Origin of the sequence: Ruegeria arenilitoris, assembly GCF_013030985.1 — a bacterium.
Lineage (GTDB): Bacteria > Pseudomonadota > Alphaproteobacteria > Rhodobacterales > Rhodobacteraceae > Ruegeria > Ruegeria arenilitoris_B.
Genome location: NZ_WPYP01000011.1, coordinates 34,932 through 57,115, shown reverse-complemented (window position 1 = coordinate 57,115; position 22,184 = coordinate 34,932). Strand labels below are relative to the sequence as shown.

The 22,184-nt window shown below is 59.2% G+C and carries 22 protein-coding genes and 1 pseudogene; 15 read left to right on the top strand and 8 right to left on the bottom strand.

Annotation, left to right across the window (positions count from 1 at the left end; translation table 11 throughout):
• Positions 1 to 16 precede the first annotated feature (16 nt).
• The 4 genes from GOX88_RS19375 to GOX88_RS19360 form a co-directional block, all read right to left on the bottom strand.
• A complete protein-coding gene (locus GOX88_RS19375; RefSeq protein ID WP_170405747.1) occupies positions 17 to 967 on the bottom strand; it encodes a PLP-dependent cysteine synthase family protein in 951 nt (316 codons plus the stop codon).
• The gene (locus GOX88_RS19370) at positions 964 to 2,151 is read right to left on the bottom strand and encodes a glycine C-acetyltransferase (RefSeq protein WP_170405744.1); all 1,188 of its coding nucleotides are present in this window, start codon (positions 2,149 to 2,151) and stop codon (positions 964 to 966) included. Before GOX88_RS19370 ends, GOX88_RS19375 begins: the two co-directional genes overlap by 4 nt.
• Before the next feature lie 128 nt (positions 2,152 to 2,279).
• Entirely contained in the window at positions 2,280 to 2,912 is a 633-nt protein-coding gene (locus GOX88_RS19365) for a sulfotransferase family protein (protein ID WP_170405741.1), read from the bottom strand.
• 77 nt (positions 2,913 to 2,989) lie between these two features.
• Positions 2,990 to 3,553: a helix-turn-helix domain-containing protein gene (locus GOX88_RS19360; protein WP_170405738.1), complete on the bottom strand. Its 564-nt coding sequence runs from the start codon at positions 3,551 to 3,553 to the stop codon at positions 2,990 to 2,992.
• Positions 3,554 to 3,670: 117 nt separating this feature from the next.
• Between GOX88_RS19360 and GOX88_RS19355 the strand changes: the two genes are divergently transcribed.
• Positions 3,671 to 4,846 carry an acetyl-CoA C-acyltransferase family protein gene (locus GOX88_RS19355; protein ID WP_170405735.1) on the top strand — a complete coding sequence of 392 codons (1,176 nt, stop codon included), beginning with the start codon at positions 3,671 to 3,673 and terminating at the stop codon, positions 4,844 to 4,846.
• A 95-nt stretch (positions 4,847 to 4,941) separates the two neighbouring features.
• Here GOX88_RS19355 and ubiB read toward each other — a convergent pair whose 3' ends face one another.
• Positions 4,942 to 6,471: a 2-polyprenylphenol 6-hydroxylase gene (gene ubiB, locus GOX88_RS19350; RefSeq protein WP_170405732.1), complete on the bottom strand. Its 1,530-nt coding sequence runs from the start codon at positions 6,469 to 6,471 to the stop codon at positions 4,942 to 4,944.
• 3 nt (positions 6,472 to 6,474) lie between these two features.
• Positions 6,475 to 7,227, bottom strand: a complete 753-nt coding sequence (gene ubiE / locus GOX88_RS19345) for a bifunctional demethylmenaquinone methyltransferase/2-methoxy-6-polyprenyl-1,4-benzoquinol methylase UbiE (protein ID WP_170405729.1) — start codon at positions 7,225 to 7,227, stop codon at positions 6,475 to 6,477.
• A 155-nt stretch (positions 7,228 to 7,382) separates the two neighbouring features.
• Between ubiE and GOX88_RS19340 the strand changes: the two genes are divergently transcribed.
• The 8 genes from GOX88_RS19340 to GOX88_RS19305 all read left to right on the top strand — a co-directional run bounded on the left by GOX88_RS19340 (position 7,383) and on the right by GOX88_RS19305 (position 15,453).
• On the top strand, positions 7,383 to 8,069 hold the full coding sequence (locus tag GOX88_RS19340; protein WP_170405726.1) for a hypothetical protein: 687 nt from the start codon (positions 7,383 to 7,385) through the stop codon (positions 8,067 to 8,069).
• Positions 8,027 to 8,878, top strand: a complete 852-nt coding sequence (mutM, locus tag GOX88_RS19335; protein WP_170405723.1) for a bifunctional DNA-formamidopyrimidine glycosylase/DNA-(apurinic or apyrimidinic site) lyase — start codon at positions 8,027 to 8,029, stop codon at positions 8,876 to 8,878. Before GOX88_RS19340 ends, mutM begins: the two co-directional genes overlap by 43 nt.
• A gap of 66 nt (positions 8,879 to 8,944) precedes the next feature.
• A complete protein-coding gene (locus tag GOX88_RS19330) occupies positions 8,945 to 9,721 on the top strand; it encodes an enoyl-CoA hydratase (protein WP_170405720.1) in 777 nt (258 codons plus the stop codon).
• A 228-nt stretch (positions 9,722 to 9,949) separates the two neighbouring features.
• Entirely contained in the window at positions 9,950 to 10,213 is a 264-nt protein-coding gene (gene rpsT, locus GOX88_RS19325) for a 30S ribosomal protein S20 (RefSeq protein WP_058282200.1), read from the top strand.
• Positions 10,214 to 10,772: 559 nt separating this feature from the next.
• Positions 10,773 to 12,170, top strand: coding sequence for a chromosomal replication initiator protein DnaA (gene dnaA / locus GOX88_RS19320; protein ID WP_170405717.1), 1,398 nt, complete (start codon positions 10,773 to 10,775; stop codon positions 12,168 to 12,170).
• Between the two features lie 225 nt (positions 12,171 to 12,395).
• A complete protein-coding gene (gene dnaN, locus GOX88_RS19315) occupies positions 12,396 to 13,517 on the top strand; it encodes a DNA polymerase III subunit beta (protein ID WP_170405714.1) in 1,122 nt (373 codons plus the stop codon).
• A 39-nt stretch (positions 13,518 to 13,556) separates the two neighbouring features.
• Entirely contained in the window at positions 13,557 to 14,663 is a 1,107-nt protein-coding gene (recF, locus tag GOX88_RS19310) for a DNA replication/repair protein RecF (RefSeq protein ID WP_170405711.1), read from the top strand.
• A gap of 16 nt (positions 14,664 to 14,679) precedes the next feature.
• Positions 14,680 to 15,453, top strand: coding sequence for a nucleotidyltransferase domain-containing protein (locus GOX88_RS19305; RefSeq protein WP_170405707.1), 774 nt, complete (start codon positions 14,680 to 14,682; stop codon positions 15,451 to 15,453).
• An 86-nt stretch (positions 15,454 to 15,539) separates the two neighbouring features.
• Here GOX88_RS19305 and GOX88_RS19300 read toward each other — a convergent pair whose 3' ends face one another.
• Positions 15,540 to 16,106, bottom strand: coding sequence for a carboxymuconolactone decarboxylase family protein (locus GOX88_RS19300; protein WP_170405704.1), 567 nt, complete (start codon positions 16,104 to 16,106; stop codon positions 15,540 to 15,542).
• 100 nt (positions 16,107 to 16,206) lie between these two features.
• Here GOX88_RS19300 and GOX88_RS19295 point away from each other — a divergent pair, with 100 nt between their 5' ends.
• The 5 genes and pseudogenes from GOX88_RS19295 to GOX88_RS19280 all read left to right on the top strand — a co-directional run bounded on the left by GOX88_RS19295 (position 16,207) and on the right by GOX88_RS19280 (position 20,850).
• Positions 16,207 to 16,779: a TetR/AcrR family transcriptional regulator gene (locus GOX88_RS19295; protein ID WP_170405700.1), complete on the top strand. Its 573-nt coding sequence runs from the start codon at positions 16,207 to 16,209 to the stop codon at positions 16,777 to 16,779.
• A 102-nt stretch (positions 16,780 to 16,881) separates the two neighbouring features.
• Positions 16,882 to 19,299, top strand: a complete 2,418-nt coding sequence (gene gyrB / locus GOX88_RS19290; RefSeq protein WP_170405699.1) for a DNA topoisomerase (ATP-hydrolyzing) subunit B — start codon at positions 16,882 to 16,884, stop codon at positions 19,297 to 19,299.
• A gap of 276 nt (positions 19,300 to 19,575) precedes the next feature.
• Positions 19,576 to 19,854, top strand: coding sequence for a dihydrofolate reductase family protein (locus GOX88_RS23325; RefSeq protein ID WP_217354262.1), 279 nt, complete (start codon positions 19,576 to 19,578; stop codon positions 19,852 to 19,854).
• A gap of 15 nt (positions 19,855 to 19,869) precedes the next feature.
• Positions 19,870 to 20,079: pseudogene (locus GOX88_RS23775) on the top strand (dihydrofolate reductase family protein); the annotation flags it as partial.
• Positions 20,080 to 20,337: 258 nt separating this feature from the next.
• Positions 20,338 to 20,850 carry a DUF6653 family protein gene (locus GOX88_RS19280; RefSeq protein ID WP_170405696.1) on the top strand — a complete coding sequence of 171 codons (513 nt, stop codon included), beginning with the start codon at positions 20,338 to 20,340 and terminating at the stop codon, positions 20,848 to 20,850.
• A 47-nt stretch (positions 20,851 to 20,897) separates the two neighbouring features.
• On the opposite strand, the gene GOX88_RS19275 is transcribed toward GOX88_RS19280, so the two are convergent.
• A complete protein-coding gene (locus GOX88_RS19275; RefSeq protein WP_170405693.1) occupies positions 20,898 to 21,785 on the bottom strand; it encodes a LysR family transcriptional regulator in 888 nt (295 codons plus the stop codon).
• Between the two features lie 102 nt (positions 21,786 to 21,887).
• Between GOX88_RS19275 and GOX88_RS19270 the strand changes: the two genes are divergently transcribed.
• Positions 21,888 to 22,178 carry a putative quinol monooxygenase gene (locus GOX88_RS19270; RefSeq protein WP_170405689.1) on the top strand — a complete coding sequence of 97 codons (291 nt, stop codon included), beginning with the start codon at positions 21,888 to 21,890 and terminating at the stop codon, positions 22,176 to 22,178.
• Positions 22,179 to 22,184: the final 6 nt, after the last annotated feature.

The following is a 22,184-nucleotide window of genomic DNA, read 5'->3' as shown; positions in this document are numbered from 1 at the left end:
GTTGGGTCGCATGAGTTTACTCCCACAAATCGGTGGACAGGTATTTCAGTCCGCTGTCACACATCACAATCGCAACGCAGCCGCCTTTTTCCGGCCCGCGCAGCAGGTCGATGGCCGCAGCGAGGTTGGCTCCTGCCGAGAAGCCCGCGAAAATGCCTTCGGTCCGGGCCAGCAATTGCGCGCTGTCCCGTGCTGCGTCACCCGAAACCGACAGATGCCCGGCCAGGGTTGTTCCGTTCAGGTGGATCAGATCGCCCATGGCATAACCGCCGCCCTGAATCGGGTGATCGGGATTGCTGATGGCTTCTCCGGCGATGGCCCGCGCGCCTTCGGGTTCGACCGCAAAGCAGCGCACGCCCAGCGGGGTCAGGTACTCTGCCGCCCCGGCCAGAGTGCCACCGGATCCCGCAAAATCGCAGAACGCCGTCACGGACCCGCCGGACTGGTTCCAGATTTCTGGTCCCGTGCCGGTGGCATGGGCTTTGGGGTTGCCCGAATGACCGAATTGGTCGGCGCGAAACGCATTGCGTTCTGCGGTGATGCGCTGCGCGGCCTCATCCACCATGGCCAGATCGGCCCCCGAGACTTCTCCGGGTTTGCTGCCTTCGGCTTGCGGGACAATCACGACCTCGGCCCCCAAGGCCCGCATCATGCGCGCGCGTTCGATCGAGTTTCCGGCGCTCATGACCGCGACGAAGGGATGCCCCAGAATGCTGCAGACAATCGCCAGACCAGTGCCCATATTGCCCGAGGTCAGTTCAACAACCGTCTGCCCCGGAGCCAATGTGCCATCGGCCCGCGCCAGTTCGACGATGGATTTCGCGGCCCGGTCCTTTTTCGAAAATCCCGGCAGCAGGTAATCCAGTTTGGCCAGAATGCGACCGTCCAGATCAAGCTTCTGACAAACGCGTGACAGATCGACGAGCGGCGTGTCACCAATTGCGTCGATCACAGAGGGCAGAATCACGAGATCACTCCCAATTCTCTGCCAACTTTGCCGAAGGCAGCCAGCGCCCGGTCCAGCTCGTCTTTGGTCAGAGCCGCATTCATCTGTGTTCTGATCCGCGCCTGTCCACGCGGGACGACAGGGAAGAAAAAGCCCGAGACATAGACGCCCTCATCAAACAGTTTGGCGGCCATGTCCTGTGCCAGCGTTGCCTCACCCAGCATCACCGGGATGATCGGGTGTTCACCGGGCAGCAGGTCAAAGCCCAGCTTTTCCAGCCCGGCGCGCCAATATTTGGCGTTGCCGAACAGTTGGGCGCGCAGCATGCTGCCTTCTTCGACCAGACGGATTGCTTCCAGTCCGGCAGCAACGATGGACGGCGGCAGCGAATTCGAGAACAGATAGGGCCGCGCCCGCTGCCGTAGCAGATCTATCACTGGCTGCGGCCCGGCGATGTAACCGCCGATTGCCCCCCCAAGTGCCTTGCCCAGAGTTCCAGTCAGAATGTCCACATCGACGCCGAAATGATCCGGCGTGCCTGCGCCGTTCGGCCCCATGAAGCCGGTGGCGTGGCAGTCATCGACCATGACGATGGCATCGTATTTGTCGGCCAGTTCGCGAATCTTCGGCAGGTTGGCCAGATAGCCGTCCATCGAGAACACGCCGTCGGTGGCGATCATGATATGCCGTGCGCCATCCTCGCGCGCCTGCTTCAGCCAGGCTTCGAGGTCGTTCATGTCGTTGTTCATGTAGCGATAGCGCTTGGCCTTGCATAAGCGAACTCCGTCGATGATCGAGGCATGGTTCAGGCTGTCCGAGATAATGGCGTCTTCAGGCCCCAACAAAGGCTCAAACAGCCCACCATTGGCGTCGAAACAGGCGGCAAACAGGATCGCATCGTCCTTGTTCAGGAATTTGGCCAGCTTCTGCTCCAGCTCGCGGTGAATGTCCTGCGTGCCGCAGATGAACCGGACCGAGGCCATGCCGAAGCCCTTGGGCTCCATCGCGCCCTTGGCGGCGTCGATCAGGGCCGGGTGATCGGCCAGACCCAGATAATTGTTGGCGCACAGGTTGATCACCTGTTTGTCGCCCACCGTAATCTCACCGCCCTGAGGCGAGGTGATCATTCGTTCGTTTTTGTACAGGCCTTCCGCCCGGATCTGGCCGAGCGTTTCGGTGACGTGGTTCAGGAACTGTTGAGACATCGAATCCTCCTTGCGCAGGACGTTATCTATCATAGCGGAATAGATTCCGGAATACGGGAATTTCTGTATTGCGGAATAAAATCCGAAATATTGGAAATACAAGGGTGCACCCCGCTGGATGCGCCTAACTACTTTGTGTCGTTGATCTCTTTCTGAAACTCTTTGCTGGAATTGGTCAGAGGATAGGGCTCGTCAGGGGTGTCGACCCCAAGGAATGCGCACAGCGGGTCCCAACCACTCCCGGTTTCATAGATCAGCAGCCGGTCTGCCGGAATTGTCTGGCGGACGGTGTCGGCATGTGCCTTGAACACGCGCGTTGCGTGGTCGCGGTCATTCAATTGGCCACCAAAGATATCCTGCGCAATGAACTTGCTGCACATTTCGGCAATAGCATTCAAATGCGGTTGATCGTGTTTGCCCCGCATTGTTGTCATGAACGGGCCAATGGTGGCCTGCACGCTGTCAAACCAAGCGTCAGGGTCGCGGACGCTCAGGATGACTTTGGCGTCGGGATAGTGTGCGGCCAGTTGCTGCCAATAGGCTGCGCCGGGCCAGTCGACCTGTGCGCGATACCCTTGGAACATGGCATCCCAGTCCGAAGGCTTACCTTGCGCGGCGGCTTCCCACGCGGGCAATTGGTCGGGATTGTCCCGAACTTCGAACATGTGATGACAGGGGCCAAAACCCAGTCGTTCCAAAGCGATTTTTAATGAATTTGTTCCCGTGCGGCCAAAACCGGCCCCAATAACTTCAAGCCCCATCCGGATGCCCCCAATGGTTGAGAAAGCTCCAAGCTATCACAGAATCAGAGATTTTCCCAATTTCGGGGCGGAAACCGTCAGGCGTTCTTGACGATCAGGAACACGCGCGCGGGGCTGTCAGCCGTGATTGAATGGGCTGCGTCAGCGGCATAGCGCGCTGTGTCACCCTGTTGCAGATCGTTCGAAGCCGCGCCCGAAGTCACGCGGACCGACCCTTCCAGCACCGTCAGTTGTTCGCGGGCACCCCGTGCATGGGGCTGGCTGGTCAACGCGCCGCCCGCGTCGAACTCGATATCATAGACCTCGTGCCCGCCGGCCTCTTCGGGCGGGGAGAGGATTCGGATGCGGCAGTTCTGGCCCATATTGTCGATGCTGGGCACCTCGGCCTTGCGCAGCACTTCGATCTGATCGGTGGTGTTGGCCTCTTCCAGCAGGCCCGCGAAATCGACCTGCAGGGCGCGGGTCAGGTTCCACAGGGTCGAGATGGTGGGGCTGCTTTCGCCCCGTTCGATCTGGCTGACCATCGAGCGGGACACGCCGCTGAGATTGGCCACGGCTTCCAGCGACAGGCCCTTGGCCCGGCGCGCTTCTTTCAGGCGGGCGGGCAGGCGTGTCAGGATATCGTCTGTGTTTTCCGTCATGACGGAATTTCATGCGCCTTGCGGGCGTGGTTGTCAATTCCAACCGTGACGGGACGTCCCATAGGACATGTCTATGCTGCAAGTGCATACTGCCTGCGAATCCCGGAGGAGACTGACATGACCGATATCGTATTGCTGGATGGTGCCCGCACCGCAATTGGAACCTTTGGTGGCGCGCTGGCATCGACCGCGCCCATCGACCTGGCGACCGTCACCACCGAGGCCGCGCTGGAGCGGTCGGGTGTCGAGGGCGCGCAGATCGGGCATGTGGTGTTCGGGCATGTGATCAATACCGAGCCGCGCGACATGTACCTGTCGCGCGTTGCCGCGATGCAGGCGGGAATTCCGAACGGGACGCCTGCGATGAATGTGAACCGGCTGTGTGGATCGGGTGCGCAGGCGATTGTCTCGGCTGTGCAGTCCCTGATGCTGGGCGATGCCGACTTTGCTGTGGCGGGCGGGGCCGAAAGCATGTCGCGCAGCCCGTATATCGTACCGCAGGCACGGTGGGGGGCGAAGATGGGCGATGTGACTTCGCTGGACATGATGCTGGGGGCGCTGAATTGTCCCTTCGGCACCGGTCATATGGGCGTGACAGCCGAGAATGTCGCCGATGAGCATCAGATCAGCCGCGAGCAGATGGACGAGTTTGCTATGACCAGCCAAACCCGCGCGGCGGCGGCGATCGAGGCGGGGTATTTCGACAGCCAGATCGCGCCGGTGCAGGTCAAGGTCAAACGGGACATGGTGGACTTCAAGGTCGACGAACACCCCAAGGCCACCACGGTCGAGGCGCTGGCAGGTCTGCGGCCGGTGTTCAAGAAGGACGGTCGTGTGACGGCGGGCAATGCCTCGGGCATCAATGACGGTGCGGCGGCGATGGTTCTGGCAACGGCGGACGCCGCCGAAAAGGCCGGGCTGAAACCCAAGGCGCGCATTCTGGGCTATGCCCATGCCGGGGTCCGTCCCGAAGTGATGGGCATCGGGCCCGTTCCGGCAGTGCGGAACCTAATGGAAAAGACTGGTCTGTCGGTGGATGATTTCGATGTGATCGAAAGCAACGAGGCATTTGCGGCGCAGGCTCTGGCGGTGAATCAGGAGTTGGGGCTGGATGCGTCGAAGGTGAACCCGAACGGTGGGGCGATTGCTCTGGGTCACCCGGTGGGTGCGACCGGTGCAATCATTACGCTTAAAACACTGTACGAGCTGGAGCGCACGGGCGGGTCCAAGGGGCTGGTGACCATGTGCATCGGCGGCGGGCAGGGGATTGCCATCGCCATCGAGCGGCTCTGAGTCGAAGCCCGGCGGGGGGGCTGTCTGCCCCCCATCGCGCGGGCGCGAATCCCTCCGAAGGTATTTCTGGCCAGCTGAAGCGGGCGGGCTGGTGTCTAGCTGAGCGCGTTGAGCAGCAGAACCAACGCGGCACCCGCTGCGGCGCCGATACCGGCGGGCAGGGCCGCGGACCACAGAGGTGATGTCTGCGGCTCGTCCTTCTGGGTCTGAGCAATCAGTGCGTTCTCGACCAATCTCGGCAGGCGGGGACCGAAGCGGGCCAGAACCCACGCGGTTTTGCTGAAATCGCGCAAGGCGGCACGAGGACCGATGGATTGCTTGATGTAATCCTCGACCACGGGGCGCGCGACCTCCCAGATGTTCGTGTGCGGGTCCAGTGATCGCGCGACGCCTTCGACAACCACCATGGTGCGTTGCAGCAGGATCAGCTCGGTCCGGGTTTCCATGCCAAAGCGTTCGGTGACCTCGAACAGATAGTTCAGCAGGCGTCCCATTGAGATATTCGAAGCGTCCATTCCGAAGATCGGCTCACCCACTGCGCGCAGGGCGCGGGCGAATTCATCGACATCCTGGTTGGCGGGGACATAGCCGGCCTCGAAGTGCACCTCGGCCACGCGTTTGTAGTCGCGGCGGATGAAGCCAAAGAGGATCTCGGCATAGACCCGGCGGGTGTATTCGTCGATATGGCCCATGATGCCGTAGTCATAGGCGATGATATCGCCATTGGCGGCGACCTTCAGGTTGCCCTGGTGCATGTCGGCGTGGAAATAGCCGTCGCGCAGCGCGTGCAGCAGGAACAGGCGCAGGACCCGTTCGGCCAGATCGCGGCGATTGTGGCCTGCGGCATCAAGCGCTTCGTTTTCGCCCAGCGGAATACCGTCGGCCCAGCTGAGTGTCATGACCCGGCGGGCAGACAGGGACCACACCACGGGCGGCAGCCAGAAGCCTTCGTCATCCTTGGTATTGGCGGCGTATTCCGAGGCGGCGGCGCTTTCCAGACGCAGGTCCAGCTCGCCCCGCACGACGCCGTCGAAATGTTCGATCACGTCCATGGGGCGCAGGCGGCGCGCGCCAGGGGCGAACAGCTGGACGATACGTGCGGCGAAATAGAACGCGTCCACGTCCTTGCGGAACGCGCGTTCGATGCCGGGGCGCAGTACCTTGACGGCGACATCCTCACCCGTGCTGGTCAGCTTGGCCTTGTGGACCTGTGCGATTGAGGCCGCGGCGATGGGTTCGCTGAACTCCGAGAACACCTCATCCACCGACTGACCGAGTTCCTTTTCGACCTCGGCCATTGCCTCGGCGCGTGAAAAGGGCGGCAGCTTGTCCTGCAGCACGCGCAACTGGGCGGCCAGATCATTGCCCACCACGTCCGGGCGGGTCGAGAGCACCTGACCGAACTTGATATAGGCCGGACCCAGCGCCGTCAGCGCCCGGGTGGCGGGCGGCATTTCGGGATCGCCCTTGTAGCCCAGCCATTGGAACGGTTTTCCCAAAGCGTGAGCAATAAAACGCAATGGACGTGGGGCTTCGAAAGCGTCCAGCACCACGTTCATGGCGCCTGTGCGTTCGAGCGTGGCGCCTGTGCGGATCAGGCGGATGATATTGTGAGGACCGCGCATGGATCAGATCTTCCAGCCGGAGTGTAGCGCAGCGATACCCATGCTGAGGTTGCGGTACTTGGCGTTTTCGAACCCGGCGGTGCGAACCATGTTCAGGAAGGTCTCCTGGTCGGGGAATTTGCGGATCGATTCCACAAGGTACTGATAGCTGTCGTAATCGTTGGCGATCAGCTTGCCCATGCGCGGGATGACGTTGAAACTGTACAGATCATAGAGCTTCTGCAGCCCGTCATTCGGCAACTGGCTGAATTCCAGCACCATCAGGCGGCCACCGGGTTTAAGTACACGGAAGGCCTCGTTCAGCGCTTCTTGCGGGCGGGTGACGTTCCGGATGCCGAAAGAGATGGTGTAGACGTCAAAGGTGTTGTCCTCGAAGGGCAGGGACATCGCGTCGCCGACCACCCAGTTCAGGCTGTCGGCCATCTGGTCGGCTTCGGCTCGTTGGCGACCTTCGACCAGCATTGGCTCGGTCAGGTCCAGCACGGTGGCGTGGCCATAGCCCGCGCGTTTGAGGAACCGGAACGAGATGTCGCCTGTACCGCCGGCCACGTCCAGCAGCCGTTGACCCGGGCGCGGGGCCAGCCAATCCATCATCGCGTCTTTCCAGACCCGGTGGATGCCCATAGACATGACATCGTTCATCACGTCGTATTTCGAAGCGACCGAGTTGAACACGCCCTGTACGCGCCCGGCCTTGTCGGCCTCGCGTACGGTTTCGAACCCGAAATGTGTTGTCTTGTCGTTGCTGTCGGACATTGAAAGGACGCCTTTGCCTGTGTTGCTCATCCTTATAGGCCCCCGCGCCGGGAAGACAATCGCGCGAAAAGGTAGCAGGGGCCGTGTCGCGCCACAGAAATTCCTCAGTCTCTGGGTAAGACACCCAGTAAACTTCATTCAGCACTCTTTCAGACATGCCATATTTTTCCATTCTTGCAGTTTTGGTCGCATTGGTCCTGGCGCTTGTCTTCATTGCATGGCGGATCAGGGCCGTTATTCGCACGATCCAGGAGGTCCGGCAGGCCAGAGGGCTGGGCGACAAACTGGACGCGGCCGTCGGGCATATCCCGAACGACTTCCTTACCTCTTCAATGTCGCGGGCAGGCAGCGAACAGCCTGCGCAGCAATCCCTGACGCGGCTGACCTTTCGCGCGACGCCGGGCGTCATCATCCTGACTGTGTTGTTGCTGGTTGGGTTGTTTTACATCAGCTTTGTCCAACCGGAACTGGCGCGGACAGATGAGCTTTTTCCGTCTTTGGATGCAGAGACGGTGGTTTTGATCAAGCTGGGCGTCATGGCGTTGGGGATTTACACGCTGATTTTTCATCTGGCCAATTCCATCTCGATCGACGGGTCGGAATTGGTGACGACGGGGCCTCTGTTTCAGCGGCGATATTATGACCTTAAAAAGCTCACCAGGATCAGCCTCAGGAATGATGGGAGATATGTTCTGCGTTTTTCGGATGGGAAGACGGCGCGGATTCTGAAATATGTAACCGGACATGATGAAATGGTGCAGGCGTTCGAAAGCGCACTTGCGGCAAATCAGGAGAGCACATGCCGGAGCTTCCCGAAGTCGAAACGGTCCGCCGCGGGCTGACGCCTGCGATGGAAGGGGTGGTGATCGAACGGGCGGATGTGAACCGCCCAGATCTGCGCTGGCCCTTTCCCGACCGCATGGCGGAACGACTGACCGGGCAGCGGGTCGACCGGCTGCGGCGGCGCTCGAAATACATTCTGGCCGATCTCAGCAGTGGTGAGACCTTGCTGATCCATCTGGGCATGTCCGGGAGGATGACAGTGTCAGGCGATCCGCTGGGACAATTCGTACACGAACACCCGATGCCTGAAAAACATGACCACGTTGTGTTCCACATGGCCAATGGCGCGCGTGTGACCTTCAACGACCCGCGTCGGTTTGGCGCGATGGACCTGCTGCCGACAGCCACCGCCGAAGCGCATAAGCTGTTGTCGGTTCTGGGGCCCGAGCCATTGGGCAACGATTTCCACGAACAACATCTGATCAAGGCGTTCCATGGCAAGAACACCCCGGTCAAATCGGCGTTGCTGGATCAGGGAATCGTTGCCGGATTGGGCAATATCTACGTCTGTGAGGCGCTTTATCGCGCAGGCGTGTCGCCACGTCGCAAAGCCGGACAGATTTCTGTGGCCCGTGTCGCGGCACTGGTCCCGATCATCCGGCAGGTGCTGCAGGACGCCATCGAGGCAGGCGGATCGTCCCTGCGCGATTTCCGCCAAGCCGATGGAGAGCTTGGATATTTTCAGCACAGCTTTGACGTCTACGGCCGCGAAGGCGAACCCTGCCGCACCGAGGGTTGCGATGCGGTCGTGAAAAGAATCACTCAGTCCGGTCGGTCATCCTTCTATTGCGCGCAATGCCAAAGATAGCTTGATCCAGCTTCCTCGCGTGATAAGGAATCGTAACTGAACGGAACAACCGGAAGCTTACACCTCATGGCTTTTGAGACGATCATCGTCGAAATCGAAGACCACGTCGCACTTATCAAGCTCGACAGACCCGATGCGCTGAACGCGCTGAACGCCCAACTCACGCAAGAGCTCTGCTCGGCGCTGGAAGATGCGGACCAGAACGACAAGGTGCGCTGCATCATCATCACCGGCTCGGACAAGGCCTTTGCGGCCGGCGCAGATATCAAAGAGATGTCCGAGATGAGCTTTGTTGATGTGTTCAACGCGAATCTGTTCGGTGACGTCAATGACCGGGTCAGTGCGATCCGCAAACCGATCATTGCCGCCGTTTCCGGCTATGCGCTGGGCGGCGGGTGCGAACTGGCCATGCTGTGCGATTTCATCATTGCCGCCGACACCGCCAAGTTCGGTCAACCCGAGATCAATCTGGGCGTCATTGCCGGGCTGGGGGGCACGCAGCGCCTGACCCGATTCGTCGGCAAGTCCAAGGCAATGGACATGAATTTGACCGGGCGCTTCATGGATGCCGAAGAAGCGGAACGCGCCGGGCTGGTCAGCCGGGTCGTTCCGGCCAAGAAGCTGATGGAAGAAGCGATTGGCGCGGCCCAAAAGATCGCCGAGAAATCCCTGCTGAGCACGATGGCCGCCAAAGAGGCCGTCAACCGCAGTTATGAGGTCACGCTCAGCGAAGGCCTGCTGTTCGAACGCCGCGTCTTTCATTCCATGTTCGCGACCGAAGATCAGAAAGAAGGCATGGCCGCGTTCCAAGAAAAACGCGCCGCCCAGTTCCGCGACAAGTAAGGCGCGTGTATTGGATCGAAATCAGGCGGGCTTGGCCCGCCTTTTTCATATCTGCCATGCACAGTGAAAGAATCGGCTTGGCAAAGCGCGCAATCTTGGATAACTAGCGCCGCTATACATGCGCGTGCGGCCCGCTTGGCCCGACTCACACTCGTGATTTCTGATCCGGTGCGGATAATCCGTGACGCGTAACCGAATATAACCGTACCGAACGAAGGTCAGAATCACATGGCAAATTCGCCCCAGGCTAAGAAACGCGCGCGTCAGAACGACAAGCGCTTCGCAATCAACAAAGCACGCCGCTCGCGCATCCGCACCTACCTGCGCAAAGTCGAAGAAGCGATCGCATCCGGCGACAAGGACGCAGCGACCGCAGCTCTGCGTGCCGCTCAGCCCGAACTGATGCGCGGCGTCACCAAAGGCGTCTTCCACAAAAACACCGCCTCGCGCAAGATGTCGCGCCTGTCGGCCCGGGTCAAAGCGCTGGGCTAAACTCGCGGGTTGACCTAAGGTCAACAACTCACGGATGAATTGTTTACAAAAGCGTCACAATTTGTGGCGCTTTTTTTATGCTGTTGCCGGAAAGCCGCGTCTTCACGAAGACGAGAGATTCTTTCGGTCAAAGACCCGAGTCAACATCAGAGTTTCGTTGCCGTACGCCTTGGCCTCTTGTTACCACTAAGTCAGCGATTCACTCGCTTGGGGGGACAGGCTGTTTCATTGATCAAACTGACGGGCATCAGGATGGTCGCGAAACGAATGTTGGCAAACGGACACTGCCCGTTTGTTGATCTGCTAAAGGTTTTTGGGTCACCAAAGATCTGAGCCCTGTCTAAAAAAATATGTTTGCGACGCGCAACCCGGCTTATGGGGCGCCCTCTTTTCGGGTGTCCGCTTGTCAGGCTGTGCTGAGTTTAAGGGACAGTCCCGCCGGACCAATGTGGTTTGGCGTGTGGGTATCCTATTGCGAGTGAATGCAAAATAACCGGGTAACCGGAACTGGGTAATAAGGCCGACAGGCCAATAAAGAATGGGATGCGTGAGGCGCTTGATGACACAAGAGAAATGGGGACAACTACGTAACAAATTGCTCAAGGCAGTCGGCAAGAACAACTATACCACCTGGATCGAACCTCTTGAATTCCAAGAGCTGCAGGATGGCGTAGCCGTTTTTTCGGTGCCGACGAATTTCATGGGCAATTATGTAAGCCAGAACTTTGCGGATCTCATCCTGTACGAGATGAATACCGCAGGGGAGTCGGTGCAGCGCCTGGCATTTCGCGTTGCCGCCAATTCGCCGGTGCGCCCGTCCAACGAACTCGTATCCGCGCCCGCTGTCGCGCAGGCTGCGCCGCAATCCCAGTCTCTGTCACAGCAGGCCGAGGCGTCAGGTGATGCACTGGAATCGCTTCAGGCCGCACCATTGGACGCGCGTTTCACCTTTGACAGCTTCGTGGTCGGCAAGCCCAACGAGCTGGCGCATGCCGCCGCGCGCCGTGTCGCGGAAGGTGGTCCGGTCACTTTCAACCCGCTGGTCCTCTATGGTGGCGTCGGTCTGGGTAAAACCCACCTGATGCACGCCATTGCATGGGAGCTGAAAACCAAGCGGCCCGAACTGAATGTGCTGTACCTGTCCGCAGAACAGTTCATGTACCGCTTTGTGCGTGCTCTGCGCGAACGCCGGATGATGGATTTCAAACACCTGTTCCGTTCGGTCGATGTACTGATGGTGGATGACGTGCAGTTCATCGCGGGCAAGGACTCGACTCAGGAAGAGTTCTTCCACACCTTCAACGCGCTGGTGGACCAGAACAAACAGATCATCATCTCGGCCGACCGCGCCCCGGGCGAGATCAAGGATCTGGAAGACCGCGTGAAATCACGCCTGCAATGCGGTCTGGTCGTCGACCTGCACCCGACCGATTACGAACTGCGTCTGGGCATCCTGCAGAACAAGGTGCAGCAATACAGCAATACTTACCCAGACCTGACCATTGCCGATGGTGTGCTTGAGTTCCTCGCCCATCGCATCTCGACCAACGTCCGCGTGCTCGAAGGCGCCCTGACCCGTCTGTTCGCCTTTGCCTCGCTGGTGGGGCGCGAGATCGACATGGAGCTGACGCAGGACTGTCTGGCCGACGTGCTGCGCGCATCCGAGCGCAAGATCACCGTCGAAGAGATCCAGCGCAAAGTCTCGGATTACTACAACATCCGCCTGTCCGACATCATCGGACCCAAGCGCCTGCGGTCCTATGCCCGCCCGCGTCAGGTGGCGATGTATCTTTGCAAGCAATTGACCAGCCGCTCGCTGCCCGAGATCGGCCGCCGCTTTGGCGGGCGTGACCACACCACGGTGATGCATGGTGTCAAACGCATCGAAGAACTTAAAACCACCGACGGCCAGATTGCCGAAGACGTGGAAATGCTGCGCCGCGCGCTGGAAGCCTGAGACTTACCTCAAGCCTCTCAGGAATGCCCCGGACCTTCGCGCCCGGGGCTTTTTTGTGCGCTTTAATCCACGGTTGCCCAGGAACTGTGCCCGCGGGGCCACGCGGCCCTTGACGCATTGGGCGTTCCGACCCAGAAAACCATAAAAAATCCTTGTGCCTCAGGGTGGAACCGCTAACGTGCCAGTCCCGCCCATGTTGGCACGCAAGTCAGAGGAATTGAGGGTATGAAGATCAGCATCGAACGCGGCACCCTTCTCAAGGCCGTTTCCCAGGCCCAATCTGTTGTCGAACGTCGCAACACCATTCCCATACTTGCCAACGTACTGATCGAGGCCGAAGGCGATCAGGCCATGTTCCGCGCCACCGATCTGGATATCGAAGTGGTCGACAAGGCCCCGGCGCAGGTGGAAAAGGCGGGCGCCACAACCGTGGCCGCAACGACCCTGCATGAGATCGTGCGCAAGCTGCCGGACGGCGCGCTGGTGACCCTGACCGCCGACAGTGCCGCAGGTCGTTTGACGGTTGAAGCGGGGCGGTCGAACTTCTCGTTGGCGACGCTGCCGAAAGAGGATTTCCCGGTGATGGCGTCCTCGGAATATCAGTCGAACTTTTCTGCCTCGGCCGCGCTGCTGCGGCGGCTGTTCGACAAGTCGAAATTCGCCATCTCGACAGAAGAGACCCGGTATTACCTGAACGGCGTCTACATGCATGTGGCCGACGGGTCCGAAGGCGGCAAGGTGCTGCGCTGCGTGGCCACCGATGGCCACCGTCTGGCCCGCATCGACGCCGACCTGCCGGATGGTGCGGCGGACATGCCCGGCGTGATCGTGCCGCGCAAAACCGTGGGCGAGTTGCGCAAACTGTTGGACGATGACGAGATGGACATCGCCGTTTCGGTCAGCGAAACCAAAATCCGTTTCGCGACACCCGACATCACGCTGACGTCCAAGGTGATCGACGGCACGTTCCCCGACTACACCCGGGTGATTCCGCAGGGCAACACCCGCCAGCTGGAAGTGGACGCCGCCGAATTCGCGCAGGCTGTTGACCGGGTTGCCACCGTTTCGTCCGAGCGCTCGCGCGCGGTCAAGCTGCAATTGGACGCGGACAAGCTGGTTTTGTCGGTCAATGCACCGGACAGCGGCGCCGCCGAGGAAGAACTGGCCGTGGCCTATGGCGATGAGCGGCTGGAGATCGGCTTCAATGCGAAGTACCTGCTCGAGATTGCCTCGCAGGTGGACCGTGAGAACGCTGTGTTCCTGTTCAATTCGGCCGGTGATCCGACATTGATGCGCGAAGGCAATGATCAAAGCGCGGTTTACGTTGTCATGCCGATGCGCGTCTGATCGACCCTTCGGGGTGATCCTTAACAGAAGGGAGGGGTCATGACTTTGGCCCTGACCGAACTTACGGTCTCGCATTTCCGGTCCCATAAGCTGGCGCGGTTGTCTTTGGATGGGCGGCCGGTGGCGATCCATGGGCCGAACGGGGCTGGTAAGACCAACATTCTGGAAGCTGTGTCCTTGTTCTCACCCGGTCGCGGGATGCGACGGGCGAGCGCTGCCGAGATGACCCGCCGCCCCGAGGCGCTGGGCTGGAAACTGTCCGGTCTGCTGAACGCACAGGGGCAGAACTACGAGATCGAAACATGGTCAGAGGGCGGCGCAGCGCGTCAGGTCCGGATTGATGGCAAAGCGTCCAGTCAGATTGATTTGGGTAAGCTGGCGCGCGTTGTTTGGCTTATCCCGTCCATGGACCGGTTGTGGATCGAGGGTGCCGAGGGGCGGCGGCGATTTCTGGACCGTATCGCGTTGAGTTTCGACCCATCCCATGCCGAGGCGTCCCTGACCTATGAAAAATCCATGCGCGAACGGAACCGCCTGCTGAAAGAGCAGGTGCGCGACGCGCATTGGTACGCCGCGCTTGAGGGGCAGATGGCCGAGACCGGTCATCGCATTCATGCCGCGCGCTTGGCAGCGTTGAACCACCTGCGCGCGGCGCAGGAGCAGGCGGAAACCGCTTTCCCATCGGCTGATCTGGAACTGGTGCAAACCGAAGGGGCAATGCCCGAAACGGCCGAGGATCTGCGCGAGGCGCTGAACGAAAGCCGGTTCCGCGATTTGGCGGCGGGACGCACGCTCGTCGGGCCGCATCGCTCAGATCTGTACGGTGTGTTCACGGCCAAGGGGGTCCCGGCCAAGGATTGCTCGACCGGAGAGCAGAAGGCGTTGCTTGTTTCGCTGATCTTGTCGAATGCGCGGGCGCTGGCCGGAATGGTGGGTGCGCCTCCGATCGTGTTGCTGGATGAGGTGGCCGCGCATCTGGATGCCGGGCGGCGGGCGGCGCTTTATGATGAGATTTGCGCGCTGGGGGCTCAGGCCTGGATGACGGGCACCGGGCCCGAACTGTTCGCGGAACTGGGTGGGCGGGCGCAGAACGTTACTGTTGATGAACGGGATGGGCAGTCAAATGTTCATATCTGCGATGCCTGAAGCTGTCGGAGCGGCCATGCGCGACAGGATCATACGAAAGCTGAAAGAAATCGAGCGCGATGAGGATATTCGCATTCTGTTTGCTGTTGAATCGGGGTCGCGCGCCTGGGGATTTCATTCTCCGGATAGCAATTACGACGTACGGTTTGTGTATGCGAGGCCGGTGCAGTGGCACTACCGGCTGGATCAGGTTCGGGACGTAGTAGAGCGGCCCATCGACGATGAACTTGACCTGTCCGGATGGGAGTTGGGCAAGGCACTGAAGCTGGCCGTGGGGTCGAATGCGGTCATCGGTGAATGGCTGCAATCTCCGATCCGTTACTTGGGTGACCCTGAAGCTGTTGACCTATTGACCGGGTTTTGCGCGCAGGCGCTTGATCGCAGGTCGGTCACGTGGCACTACCTGAGGTTAATGTCGCGTCAGCGCAGCCGTCTGATCGGTCCGGGCGGGCATCCGCGGATCAAGCGGTACTTCTATGTTCTGCGACCGGCTCTGGCGTTGCGCTGGATGAGATTGCAACAACAGGCTCTGCCGCCGATGCATATGGCCGGTCTAATGCTGGGGTGCGATCTGAACGACGCTACCCGGGCCGCGATTGACCGCCTTGTGGAACAGAAAATCTCGGCGAAAGAACGCGCTGAAATTCCAAACACAGATCCGCTTTTGGACAGTTTGATTGATGCAGAAGAACAAGCGGCCCAAGATTGGTTGAGCACGCCTGCACAAAGAGCACGTCAAGACCTTTGGGACAGTGCGAGCAAGTTACATCTGCGCCTCAGCGGTGCCTGAACCATAGCGCTGTTTCACCACCAATGCTGACGGCTGAGCGACCGAGCCCAGACATGAGATGCCGCTGAGGGCTCGGTCCTGACCTTTTAAGCCGGTTCGTTGACTTTGCGTTCCCAAAGCAGGGGGTGGAAAACTTCGTCTACTGGCGTTTGCGCCATGTGGTTGATGTAGTTCGACATGGTTTTTTGCGCCAAGCCCAGCACCACGTCCAGAACTGCGCGGTGCGAGTAGCCGGCGTCAAAGAACGCCTGCAGTTGCGCCTCGGTCGGGTTGCCGCGGGTTTCCATCACTTGCAAGGTGAAGGTGCGGAGAGCTTCCAGCTTGGCCGACGGCAGCGGTGTTTCGTTGCGCAGGGCTTCGGTGATCTCGTCCGAGACCTTCATCATTTTGGCGATGCCGGTGTGGGCAGGCACGCAGTAGTGACATTCGTTTTCCACGTTGATGGTCTGCCAGACGACGGTTTTCTCGTCATTGTCGAAATCGGTCTGCAGGAACAGGCCGTGCAGAACCTGATAGCCTTCCAGATGCTGTGGGCTTTCCGCCATTACCTTGTGCAGGCCGGGCAGACGACCGAATGCGGCCTGAGATTTCTCGAGCAGCAGTTTGGACCCTTCGGGCGCGGTTTCGAGATCATGAGACGGGAAATTGGCCATGTCGGAACTCCTGTTTCTGGCGTGATGAGACAGAAATAGGGTTTCTTGAGCGGTCGCTCAAGTATATATTTGAGCGAACGTTCAAGAATTGGTGAAGACGATGCCCCGCAAACCTTCCTATGACCGAGACGCGCTGATCGCGCAGGCCCGTGACATTTTCTGGCGTCATGGTTGGGCCGGGACGTCGCTGAAGGATCTGGAGCGGGAGTTGAAGCTGAAGCCGGGCAGCTTTTATGCCGCGTTCGGGTCGAAAGATGCGCTCTATGCCTTGGCGCTGGAGCGCTATGCGCAGGACGGGGTCGCAAACATGATGGCACTGGCGGAGGAACTGGGGCCGCTCGGTGCGCTCAAGGCGCAGCCGCGTCGCGTGGTCGAGGCGTCGGGACTGCCGACCAAAGCCTGTATGTTGGCCAAGACCTATGCCGAGCTACAGGCCAAGGATCATGATCTGGCTGGTCAGGCCCGCGCCCATATGGTCGCGATGAAGACCTGCTTTGCAGACCTGTTTCGCCGCGCGCAACAGGTCGGAGAGATCGCCTTGGACCGCGACCCGGACCGCCTTGCCGCGCGGTATCAATCTGACCTTCTGGGGCTGCGGTTGTCCGCCGAGCGCGATGACGTGAACGCGGTGGAAATCGCCGAGGATATCGCGGCGGACCTCGATCGGCTTTGATCCGCAAATAAAGCCTCCCAGACCCACAAAATATTGGGGGAGCGCGTGACAATCCCCACCAGAAAACGTATAAGTTACCAAAATAATATAGGTACTAACGGCATGTCCGAAGACGCACAGGCACCACAAGAATACGGCGCTGATTCCATCAAAGTTCTCAAAGGGTTAGAGGCGGTTCGCAAACGTCCCGGTATGTATATCGGTGACACTGACGACGGCTCGGGCCTGCACCACATGGTCTATGAGGTTGTGGACAATGGAATTGATGAGGCACTGGCCGGTCATGCCGATCATGTGACTGTGAAAATTCACGCCGATTCCAGCGTCTCGGTCAGCGATAACGGCCGCGGAATTCCGGTGGATATCCACCCGGAAGAAGGGGTTTCGGCGGCCGAGGTCATCATGACCCAGCTGCACGCGGGCGGTAAGTTCGACAGCAACTCGTACAAGGTATCGGGTGGTCTGCACGGTGTGGGCGTTTCAGTGGTGAACGCCCTGTCCGACTGGCTGGAGCTGCGCATCTGGCGAGCGGGCAAGGAACACGTTGCGCGCTTTGAGGGCGGCGAGACGGCCGAGCACCTGAAAGTGGTCGGTGAGTGCGGTGATCGCACCGGGACCGAGGTGCGTTTTCTGGCCTCGACCAATACGTTCTCAAACCTCGAATACTCGTTTGAAACGCTGGAAAAGCGTCTGCGGGAACTGGCCTTCCTGAACTCGGGCGTGCGGATCATCCTGATTGACGAACGCCCGGCGGAACGGTTGGAAACCGAGCTGTTCTATGAAGGCGGCGTCAAGGAATTCGTCAAATACCTCGACCGGTCCAAGACCCCGGCCATGCCCGAGCCAATCTATATCAAGGGTGAACGCGACGATATCGGCGTCGAGATCGCGATGTGGTGGAATGACAGCTATCACGAGACGGTGCTGCCCTTTACCAACAACATCCCGCAGCGGGATGGCGGTACCCATGTGGCGGGCTTCCGCGGTGCTCTGACCCGGACGATCAACAACTATGCGCAGTCCAGCGGGATCGCGAAAAAGGAAAAGGTCAGCTTCACCGGCGATGATGCGCGAGAAGGTCTGACCTGTGTGTTGTCGGTGAAAGTGCCCGACCCGAAATTCTCGTCCCAGACCAAGGACAAGCTGGTGTCGTCCGAGGTGCGCCCGGCGGTCGAAGGTCTGATGAACGAAAAGCTGGCCGAATGGTTCGAGGAAAACCCGAACGAGGCCAAGGGGATTGTCGGCAAGATCATCGAGGCCGCGCTGGCCCGTGAGGCCGCCCGCAAGGCGCGCGAGCTGACCCGCCGCAAGACCGCGATGGATGTGAATTATCTGGCCGGCAAGCTGAAGGATTGTTCTGAAAAAGACCCGTCCAAGACCGAAGTCTTCCTGGTTGAGGGGGACTCGGCCGGAGGATCGGCGCAAACCGGCCGGGACCGGCTTACACAGGCTGTTTTGCCCCTGCGCGGCAAGATCCTGAACGTCGAGCGTGCGCGGTTCGACCGGATGCTGTCGAGCCAGGAAATCGGTAACCTCGTGATGGCTCTGGGGACCGGCATTGGCCGTGATGAGTTCAATATCGAAAAGCTGCGCTACCACAAGATCGTCATCATGACCGATGCGGACGTGGACGGCGCACACATCCGAACGCTGCTGCTGACCTTCTTCTACCGGCAGATGCCGGAGCTGATCGAGGGCGGATTTCTGTATATCGCGCAGCCACCGCTCTATAAGGTTTCTCGTGGTAAATCAGAAGTTTACCTGAAAGACCAAGCGGCGCTGGATGACTACCTGATCAACCAGGGGGTCGAGGGCGCGGTGCTGAAACTGGGCTCGGGCGAGGAAATCATCGGTCAGGATCTGACCCGCGTGGTCGACGAGGCACGCCAGCTGAAACGCGTGCTGGATGCTTTTCCAACCCATTACCCGCGTCACATTCTGGAACAGGCCGCGGTCGCAGGTGCCTTTGTGCCGGGTGCGGTCGATGCCGACCTGCAAGGCGTGGCCGACAAGGTCGCCGCCCGTCTGGACCTGATCGCGCTGGAATACGAGCGCGGCTGGCAGGGCCGGATCACGCAGGATCACGGTATCCGTCTGGCCCGCATCCTGCGCGGCGTCGAAGAGGTGCGCACGCTGGACGGCCCGATGTTGCGCTCGGGCGAGGCCCGCAAAACCGGCAGCTTCACCCAAAGCCTGCAAGAGGTCTACAACACCCCTGCCACGCTGGTTCGCCGCGACCGGTCTCAGGTCATCCACGGGCCGCTGGACCTGCTGCGCGCCATTCTCGAAGAGGGCGAAAAAGGTCTGTCTCTGCAACGGTACAAGGGTCTGGGCGAAATGAACCCGGATCAGCTGTGGGAAACCACGCTGGACCCGGATGCCCGCACGCTGCTGCAGGTGCGCGTGGATGACATGGTCGAGGCGGATGATCTGTTCACCAAGCTGATGGGCGACGTGGTGGAGCCGCGCCGCGAATTCATCCAGCAAAACGCACTGAGCGTCGAGAACCTGGATTTCTAGTCCTGTGAAGTGAATGGCAAAACTTTAATGACCATGGTCCACATCGGTGTTGAAGCGGGCACGGCAGGTGCCGGTGGCTGGAATCAGGCCGTTGACAAGCTCGCCGAGTGTCTTTCTGCAAGAGAAGTTAGCTGACAGGTAGGACACACGCGACAGCTTGCCATTCTGACATTCGTGACGCTCGATGGCGTGATGCAATCCCCGAGTATGCCAGAAGAAGGCCCTTCGGAAGGATTTGAAAACGGTGGCTGGGCCGCGCCATATTGGGACGGCGTGATGGATCAGGTCGAGCGTCACGCCATGTCCGAGCCATATGACATGGTTTTTGGTCGCAAGACCTACGACATCTTCGCGAGTCACTGGCCGAACGCACCAAAGTCCGCTCATTCAGACCGAATGAATGGCGCAAGGAAATACGTAATGACTTCGCAGCCTGACAGTTTGCGCTGGGAAAACTCACTCGCGATCAACAATGAAGTTGCCGAAGAAATCTCGGGTTTGAAGGCACAGGATAGGCCTCTTTTGCAGGTGCATGGTAGCGCCCAACTGATATAAACGCTTCTAGCCCATAACCTTATCGACGAGTTCCGCTTGTGGATTTTTCCGGTGGTTGTCGGCAGTGGAAAGCGTCTTTTCGAGAACGGCAGTCCGCCGTGCCAACTAAAGCTCACCAGATTTGAGCACTGCGGAAATGGTGCAACGATGCAGTTCTATCGGCCCGAACGTGACAGTTTTTTTGGTGTGAGCATTAAACCTCAACGGCTTCATTGCGGGTCATAATATTCTTGCGGGTGATCCGCCAACGATCATTTTCAAGCGCAAAGTCGATGCTGAGAGAGATGAGTTGATTACGCCTCGGTCGCATTTTTTTCCGCTGACCACCGTGGGTCCACGCGTGTCGTCGGTCACTACCAGGTGATAGTTCAGCTTTTGTGGATTAGAACCGGTACAACTCGACGGCTGTAGCGAGAATTGTTCGAGATAAGTTTTGAGTGTGCAAGCACGCTGACGAGCGTGTTGATTTTCGGAGATGAGCGCATGGATATAGTTCGGTTCTCCGAGCGTCTTATGGGGATGAAAGACGAGGTTTGGCTTCGACATGCCAATCCTTTGTCAGTCTGGACCCGTGTGTTGACGCCACTGCCGCTTTTGGCTGTGGCGATCTGGAGCCGCGCTTGGGTAGGAGGCTGGGCATGGGTGGCCATTGCTATCGTTCTGGTTTGGATCTGGCTGAATCCACGCGTGTTTCCACAACCCAAAAGCTTCGACAGCTGGTCGGCGCAAGGCGTGCTAGGTGAGCGTGTGTGGCTGCGGCACCGCGACAAGGTCGCAGCGCACCACAAGAGAGTTGCAAAAGCACTGGCTGTTGGAAGCGGGTTGGGTTTCGTACCATTTGCTTATGGGCTGTGGATGTTCGATATCGGGTTCACCTGCCTTGGAATCGTTATGATCTCAGGTGGTAAAATGTGGTTTGTGGATCGAATGGTCTGGGTCTGGCGCGACTTCCAAAAAGGTGGTGGGTCGTTGAGTGATCTTGAAACTGAGCGCTGAAATATTGCCCTCTTGGAACAGTTCGCAGCTGCCTGTTCCCGTTTGGGTTAGATCGCACCCATTTTCCGGTGTAGGTACTGTGCGAGCGCAGCCACTCGTCGAGGTTGGGCTCGACTGGGTGGAAACATCATTTGTAGCGGCTTGGGTGGCGGGAGGAAATCGCCTAACAGGGCTACCAGCTTTCCGGTTTTGACATCATCGCCAACATCCAGCTCCGACTTCAACACAATGCCGTGACCTGCCAGAGCCCAACTGCGGATAAGCGAGCCATCATTTACAATTCGGTTTCCCTTGACCGGGACATGTCGGCGTTCTCGGCCTGAGCCAAACTCCCAAACGTTGTCGAGCGAACCGCCGAAACGCATAATCAGGCAGTTATGATTTGCGAGGTCTTCGGGCCGTTCTGGTGCTCCGTACTTCGCCAGATAGCTGGGTGCTGCGCAGACGAACCGCTGGTAGCTTCCGAGGTTACGTATTCGAAGTGAGCTGTCGGTGATGTCCCCAAACCGAACAGCCAGGTCAAAACCCTGGCCCACGAGATCGACATAGCCATCGGATAGCGACAGTTCTATTGAAACAGCCGGGTTCTCTTCGGTGAATTCAGCGATCACGTCAGAGACAACACCACGACCTAAATCAATGGGCGCACTGACGCGGATCAGGCCAGAAAGGGTTTCGGCGCCGAGGCGAATGCGGGTGTCGAGGTCTGTGACTTCACTGAGAACGCTCTTGGCGCCATCGACCAGAACCCGGCCCTCTTCGGTCAAACTGATTGAGCGTGTCGTTCGGTTGAACAATACCACACCGTAGTGTGTTTCCAGCGCAGCGAGCCGTTCGGAGACAGTTGTGCTCGACAAGCCTGCCTCTCGGGCGGCTGCAACCAAACTGCCTTTTTCAGCAATAGTGAGGAAGAGGCGGAGGTTGTCGAGAAGCATTGGTCGGCATTTCCGGATTATGTGTCCGATGAATGCCTATTTATCCCGTTTTGTCGGCGGCGTAAATCTACGACACCAACGAAACAGCAAAGGAACGACCTGATGGCCAAGCTGACCATTGTCGCCAACATCAAAGCCAATCCCGACAAGATCGACCTTGTCAAAGCAGAGCTCACCAAGCTCATCGACATCACCCGGTCTGAAAGAGGTTGCATCAACTACGACCTGCACCAAGACAACGATAACCCGGCTCATTTCGTGTTTTATGAAAACTGGGAAAGCCGTGAGCTCTGGCAGACTCATATGGGGGCCCCGCATCTGGCTGCATACATGGCGGCGACAGACGGAGCGGTCGCCGAATTCACATTGAATGAGATGACCGTCATCGGTTGATTTTGA

Coding starts and splice junctions, on each gene's coding strand:
- GOX88_RS19370 (WP_170405744.1), bottom strand. CDS start 2,151: ATGTCTCAACAGTTCCTGAACCACGTCACCGAAACGCTCGGCCAGATC.
- GOX88_RS19365 (WP_170405741.1), bottom strand. CDS start 2,912: ATGGGGCTTGAAGTTATTGGGGCCGGTTTTGGCCGCACGGGAACAAAT.
- GOX88_RS19360 (WP_170405738.1), bottom strand. CDS start 3,553: ATGACGGAAAACACAGACGATATCCTGACACGCCTGCCCGCCCGCCTG.
- GOX88_RS19355 (WP_170405735.1), top strand. CDS start 3,671: ATGACCGATATCGTATTGCTGGATGGTGCCCGCACCGCAATTGGAACC.
- ubiB (WP_170405732.1), bottom strand. CDS start 6,471: ATGCGCGGTCCTCACAATATCATCCGCCTGATCCGCACAGGCGCCACG.
- ubiE (WP_170405729.1), bottom strand. CDS start 7,227: ATGTCCGACAGCAACGACAAGACAACACATTTCGGGTTCGAAACCGTA.
- GOX88_RS19340 (WP_170405726.1), top strand. CDS start 7,383: ATGCCATATTTTTCCATTCTTGCAGTTTTGGTCGCATTGGTCCTGGCG.
- mutM (WP_170405723.1), top strand. CDS start 8,027: ATGCCGGAGCTTCCCGAAGTCGAAACGGTCCGCCGCGGGCTGACGCCT.
- GOX88_RS19330 (WP_170405720.1), top strand. CDS start 8,945: ATGGCTTTTGAGACGATCATCGTCGAAATCGAAGACCACGTCGCACTT.
- rpsT (WP_058282200.1), top strand. CDS start 9,950: ATGGCAAATTCGCCCCAGGCTAAGAAACGCGCGCGTCAGAACGACAAG.
- dnaA (WP_170405717.1), top strand. CDS start 10,773: ATGACACAAGAGAAATGGGGACAACTACGTAACAAATTGCTCAAGGCA.
- dnaN (WP_170405714.1), top strand. CDS start 12,396: ATGAAGATCAGCATCGAACGCGGCACCCTTCTCAAGGCCGTTTCCCAG.
- recF (WP_170405711.1), top strand. CDS start 13,557: ATGACTTTGGCCCTGACCGAACTTACGGTCTCGCATTTCCGGTCCCAT.
- GOX88_RS19305 (WP_170405707.1), top strand. CDS start 14,680: ATGCGCGACAGGATCATACGAAAGCTGAAAGAAATCGAGCGCGATGAG.
- GOX88_RS19300 (WP_170405704.1), bottom strand. CDS start 16,106: ATGGCCAATTTCCCGTCTCATGATCTCGAAACCGCGCCCGAAGGGTCC.
- GOX88_RS19295 (WP_170405700.1), top strand. CDS start 16,207: ATGCCCCGCAAACCTTCCTATGACCGAGACGCGCTGATCGCGCAGGCC.
- gyrB (WP_170405699.1), top strand. CDS start 16,882: ATGTCCGAAGACGCACAGGCACCACAAGAATACGGCGCTGATTCCATC.
- GOX88_RS23325 (WP_217354262.1), top strand. CDS start 19,576: ATGGATCAGGTCGAGCGTCACGCCATGTCCGAGCCATATGACATGGTT.
- GOX88_RS19280 (WP_170405696.1), top strand. CDS start 20,338: ATGGATATAGTTCGGTTCTCCGAGCGTCTTATGGGGATGAAAGACGAG.
- GOX88_RS19275 (WP_170405693.1), bottom strand. CDS start 21,785: ATGCTTCTCGACAACCTCCGCCTCTTCCTCACTATTGCTGAAAAAGGC.
- GOX88_RS19270 (WP_170405689.1), top strand. CDS start 21,888: ATGGCCAAGCTGACCATTGTCGCCAACATCAAAGCCAATCCCGACAAG.